Below are 2,865 nucleotides of genomic sequence, written 5' to 3'. Positions count from 1 at the left end.
CCGTAATCTGCGGAACAACACCGCTCAGCAGGGTGTTCATCTTGAAGATGTCGCCATAGCCCTTGAGTGAGTCAACACCCTCCTGAATTCTGGCACCACCGGAGTCGTTTAGGCCTATGACTGGTGCTCCAGCCTCTAAAGCAAGCTCCATGACGCGCTTTATCTTGGTCGCGTGCATCTCCCCCAGGGACCCTCCCATTACGGTGAAGTCCTGGGCGAAGATGAAAACGAGCCTCCCATCGATTGTTCCGTAGCCGGTTACGACACCGTCCGCAGGTAACTCCTTCCTGTCGAGTCCGAACTCCGTCCCGCGGTGCTTTACGAAGGCACCTACCTCGACAAAACTGCCCGGATCGAGGAGCCTCTCGATTCTCTCGCGGGCGGTGAGCTTTCCCTTGGAGTGCTGTTTTTCGACGGCCTTTTCGCCGCCCATCTCCAGGATTTTGCCCTTTCTCTCATACAGCTCACTAACTTTTTCTCCCATGCTCATAAAGAACTCCTCCCTGTACTGGCTGGAAGGCTTGTAGTTTGTAAAGTTTAAAAGGGTTTTCAAAGGTATTAGGTCCACCTAAAAGAGCTGTGCAGTCCGGGCTTTGAAAAATTTAAGATGGTAAGGATTTAAAGATGCGCAATCGGGGTTTCGGCACCGCAGGCCTCGCACTTGAGTATATGGAAGCGGCCCTTCTTCACTATCTTTGTATCCGGGCTTCCGCAGACCGGGCAGATGACGAACTCCTTTAGGTACTTCTTCAGTTTGTTCCCTATCAAGTAGGGGGTGAATCGTCCCTGCAGTACTGCGCGCCGTCCCTCCAGGGTCCCAGCGGTAGCGACTTCACGCAGGACGAACTTCAGGAGATGACCGGGATCGCGGTTCATGGCCTCGGCTATGTCCATGAAGTTCTCTATGATCGTCCTGTTTCCAGATATCGTGACCGTCGCCGCGGGAACCTCGAAACGGGATGAGTGCTGTTTCACGTTCTCAGGAAGCTCCTCGTAAGCCTTATCCAGTAATCCCTCAAAATCGTAAAAGTCAACCTTCTTCTCCTCGCTCATTCTCCCACCTCTACTTGGATTTGGAGGGTCCTTTTATAACCTTGTTGGCCGTGCTCAAAGCACCCTGTAAAAGCCTGCCCTGGGTTCGTATATCCGTGAGTTAGCTGAGAGCTCTTCGAGCATCTTGCGGGCTTCTGCTTTCTTTATCCCGTACTTCCCAGCCTCCTCCAGGATGTTATCCACCGGTGCGCCGAACTCGTCCTCGTCCTCCAGTGCCTTAATGATGTCGAGCAGTTTGTCCATCTTGTTTATCTTCTTCGAGCTCTTCCCGACTTCCAGTATGGAGACGTCGAGGGTTCCTTCCTCGTCTGTTGCGATGGTCTTTATCATATCCTCGATTATCCTTATAGCCTCCCTCGCATCTTCCCTCGTCACCGTTTCGCTGAGGCGCATCCTTGCGTGTGCCTCACTCAGGCGAATCAGGGCCTCCAGCTGCCTCGCGGTTATCGGGATCGGCTGTACCCCTTCTTCCTCCCCGCTTCTTTTAAATCCCCTCCTCATTCGGACGTAGTAGTTCTTTATCTCCTCCATTGCCTCCCTGCTGAGTACGGGGTGGATGTTCTTCCGGGCATAGGCGATGTACTTCTTAAGCAGGTCGTAGGATATCTTTGGGGTTACCGCCTCGGCCTCGCCCCTGCGGACCTTCAGAATGTGCTCCGCGATGCTTGAATCAACCTTCTCGTCGGGCTCGTCGAGGAGGAGGAATATGAGGTCGAAACGGCTCAGTAGCGTTGGCGGGAGGTCGAGCTGCTCCGGAAGGCTCTTGTGTCTATTGAAGCGTCCGTATTTTGGATTAGCCGCGGCTATGACGGTGGTTCTGGAGTTCAGGGTGGCGGTTATGCCGGCCTTCGAGATGCTGATGGTGTTGTGGAGGACGAGCCCGTGGGAGACGAAGAGGTGGTGAGGTTCGACGGTAACGTCGTAAACCCACTCCTGGGAGTCGTTTGGAACCTTCTCCGTGCGGGACACGCGCAGGAAGTTTATGTTGCCCTTCATGGCTTCTCTTACCTCATCCATGGCCGCTCTGATCTCCGTAGCCGCCCTTGCAACCTCACTCTGAACGATGCTGAGGGCCAAGGGATCCTTCCTCTTCAGCTTGTTCTTGAACGTCTGGTAGGCCATCGGGTAGCGCTGGGTTATCCTGCTTTTTCTTATGTATCCTGCGGCTTCGATGGGATCCTCAATGGCCAGCCGTTCGACGGTTTCTACGTGCCTCCCCAGGGATTCTAGGAGTTTTCTGAGCTTGGATTCTGAAAGAAGCGTCGCCGATGGGGAGACCTTCAGGCCCTCTGGTACCTTGAACATGAGCCCCCTACCTGCCTTTAGAAGTTTTCTGGCCAGTTCAGCTGGAAACGTCCTCTCTGTCTCTTTAACGGTGTAGTAAACCGAGTTTCTGAGTATCTTTGAGGGGATACCCGTGGAGTACAGGGCATCCTGGCAGTCCTCGGCGTCCTTTCTGCTCTTGAATGTCCTCTCCTTCGGGGCTCCTAATTCTATGGGATACCTCTGGACCCCAAGGGCGATGTCCCCATTCTCTACTTTCTCCGCGGGTTTCTCAAAGATTTCCCCGTTCTCCCACACCATCACTGGATGCTCCGGGGTTACGGTTATACTCCTGCCGTTGTAGAATCGTATTCTGATGAAGTGGTCCGGGGCTCTGTGTCTGCTCACACGGTCTGCCCTGATCCTGACGACCTTTCTCTCCTTGATGTCGTAAGCGAGAAGTTCTACATCTTCAACCGGCAGTATCTCTGTGTCTTTGCTCCGTATGACCCTTTCACGGTTCCTCTCGATGAGTGAATCAACCAGATC

General features: G+C 53.8%; 2 protein-coding genes and 1 pseudogene. All 3 read right to left on the bottom strand.

The genetic code is table 11. The annotated features are described in order from the left end of the window. Window positions 1-490 (bottom strand): carboxyl transferase domain-containing protein (locus MVK60_RS04590; RefSeq protein WP_297436929.1); only part of this gene is annotated, 490 nt, incomplete at its 3' end. 128 nt (window positions 491-618) lie between these two features. Beyond that, a complete protein-coding gene (locus MVK60_RS04585; RefSeq protein WP_297436927.1) occupies window positions 619-1,053 on the bottom strand; it encodes a translation initiation factor IF-2 subunit beta in 435 nt (144 codons plus the stop codon). Between the two features lie 54 nt (window positions 1,054-1,107). Continuing rightward, window positions 1,108-2,865 (bottom strand): annotated as a pseudogene (locus tag MVK60_RS04580) (hypothetical protein); the annotation flags it as partial.

The sequence above is a fragment of the Thermococcus sp. genome (assembly GCF_026988555.1).
In the GTDB taxonomy this organism is placed as follows: domain Archaea; phylum Methanobacteriota_B; class Thermococci; order Thermococcales; family Thermococcaceae; genus Thermococcus.
The sequence above is the reverse complement of the archived record's forward strand: the minus strand, read 5'-3'. Positions and strand labels throughout refer to the sequence as shown.

What these genes read in the sequence shown, in the direction of transcription:
- MVK60_RS04585 (WP_297436927.1), bottom strand. Translation starts at nt 1,053, where the DNA reads ATGAGCGAGGAGAAGAAGGTTGACTTTTACGATTTTGAGGGATTACTG.